At 44.6% G+C, this 2,252-nt stretch carries 1 protein-coding gene; it reads left to right on the top strand.

Annotated elements, in window-relative coordinates; all coding sequences use genetic code 11:
- Window positions 1-775 precede the first annotated feature (775 nt).
- Window positions 776-2,252, top strand: a 1,477-nt coding sequence (locus S1OALGB6SA_RS04960; RefSeq protein ID WP_148084030.1) for a VPS10 domain-containing protein, incomplete at its 3' end; no start/stop codon positions are given.

The following is a 2,252-nucleotide window of genomic DNA, read 5'->3' as shown; positions in this document are numbered from 1 at the left end:
TAACATCCCTGGTGCTACATACGTTTTTCAAGATTCCGTCCCAGAATTTTGTTCAAGAAATCAAGGATATCCCAACATCAAAAAACACCTTGGATTTTCATTTTTTCACCGATATTTAGCTCCAAAATTTCCACTTCACAGCCAAAAAAACGAAAATTTCTCTCATTTTCTCTCATTTTGCTCGCAAAAAAATGCATTGGCCTGAATGGCTCTAATCTCTTTGATAACAAAAAATTGCGTCTCATCGCTTCAAATTTTCTCATTTCTCATTTTACTTGCCCCATTACACATTATTCGAGCTTATCCTTTGAATAAATGGAATAAATTCTTCACTCGGGATATATTTTCCCACAAAGCACTCTGCTATCAAAAAGCTTCAGTCTCAAGCAATGCATCACCTGTTACTTCCTGATTTCCCACAGGTGTCGCACTCGATAATTTTGCATGCCTGCCAACCGTTTACAAACGAGGTTTCTGTCGATCCCTTACATGTTTTCTCACATTGACAACCAGGATTGCATTGTTGCCATGACTCAAGAGCATTTAGGGATAATACAGCGCTCCTACATTGAATCAGTTTGCAGATACACCGAAGAACCGGAGGTCAAATGCTATTTGTTATTCAAGCTGATTTTACAGATAAAACGAAAGTCCCGAAACTTCGATGGATTCTCGTACTTCGAGCTGATTCTATGGATTGGTAGACTCAGAAATCCGAAATCCATCAGGAAATATGTATGACGAATTCAAATTTTTAGTGTATAATCAAGAAGTTATGGCAAAGAACTTTTATTCCACCCTGACATTGACGCTGGCAGCCTCTATTCTGATTAGTTGTTTGAAATCCACTACGGTGTCGGATTCTACATGGAAAAATCTAAGCACTGACACGATTATTCATGGAGAGATGGATTGGAGTTCGATTGCGATGTCTTCCGATGGATCCAAACTTGCCTTGGTGGAAAGCAGAGGCCATCTGTATACCTCCACTGATTTTGGGACGACTTGGACGGACCGGAGTATTCACGATTCTCCAATTGCGGGAGATAAGAACTGGTATTCCGTTGTGATGTCTTCCGATGGGTCCAAACTTGCCGCAGTTGTGTATGAAGGCCATCTGTATGCCTCCGCTGATTTTGGGGCTACCTGGACGGACCGAAGTATTCACGACTCTCCAATTGCGGGAGATAAGAACTGGTATTCCATTGCGATGTCTTCTGATGGATCCAAACTTGCCGCGATAGAGATTGATAGCCATCTGTATACCTCCACTGATTTTGGGGCGACTTGGACGGACCGGAGTATTCACGACTCTCCAATTGCGGGGAACAAAAACTGGAGAGCCATTACTATGTCTTCCGATGGATCTAAGCTAGCCTCAGTGGAAAGTAGAGGACATCTGTATATCTCCACTGATTCTGGAGCTACTTGGACGGACAAGAGTGCCGCCAGTTCTACAATTGCGGGAAACAAAAACTGGAGAGCCATTACTATGTCTGATGATGGGTCTAAACTTGCCGCGGTGGAGAGTACTGGCCATTTGTATACCTCCACTGATTTTGGAGCTACCTGGACGGATCAGGGAATTCAGCAGAGTGCTCAAAGTACTTTCACGACTTTTGGGTTTGACGAAGAAAGGTTAATGTACTCCATTGTTATGTCTTCCGATGGGTCCAAACTTGCCGCAATAGAGATTAATGGCTATGTATATATTTCCACTGATTCGGGAGTGACATGGAGGCACTTCGGCGGTGAGGGTTCTTCAATTGCGGGGAATAAGAAGTGGAGATCTATTGTCATGTCTTCCGATGGGTCCAAACTTGCCGCAGTGGAGTCGAGTGGCCATCTTTATACATCCATTGATTCGGGAACCTCCTGGGCAGATCGCAGTATCAGCTCAACAATTGCTGGAGCCAAGAATTGGCATTCCATTGTCATATCTTCCGATGGATCCAAACAGGCCGCGGTAGTGTATGGCGGCCACGTTTATACTTCCGTCAATTCGGGAGCTGCCTGGATAAACCGCAGTATTCGTGGCTCTATAATTGAGGGTGATAAGAACTGGAGTGCAATTGCCATGTCTTCCGATGGATCCAAACTTGCCGCGGTAGTTTATGATGGCCATGTCTATACCTCTCAGGTGTATACGCCCACTGACTCGGGAGCAACCTGGACGGACAGCAGTACTCCCGATTCGGCAATTGCGGGAGACAGGAACTGGAGTGCAATTGCGATGTCTTCCGATGGGTCCA

Origin of the sequence: Olavius algarvensis spirochete endosymbiont, from assembly GCA_900608495.1 — a bacterium.
In the GTDB taxonomy this organism is placed as follows: domain Bacteria; phylum Spirochaetota; class Spirochaetia; order DSM-2461; family DSM-2461; genus UBA2779.
Note: the sequence above shows the minus strand (reverse complement) of the source record. Positions and strands in the feature narration are given on the sequence as shown.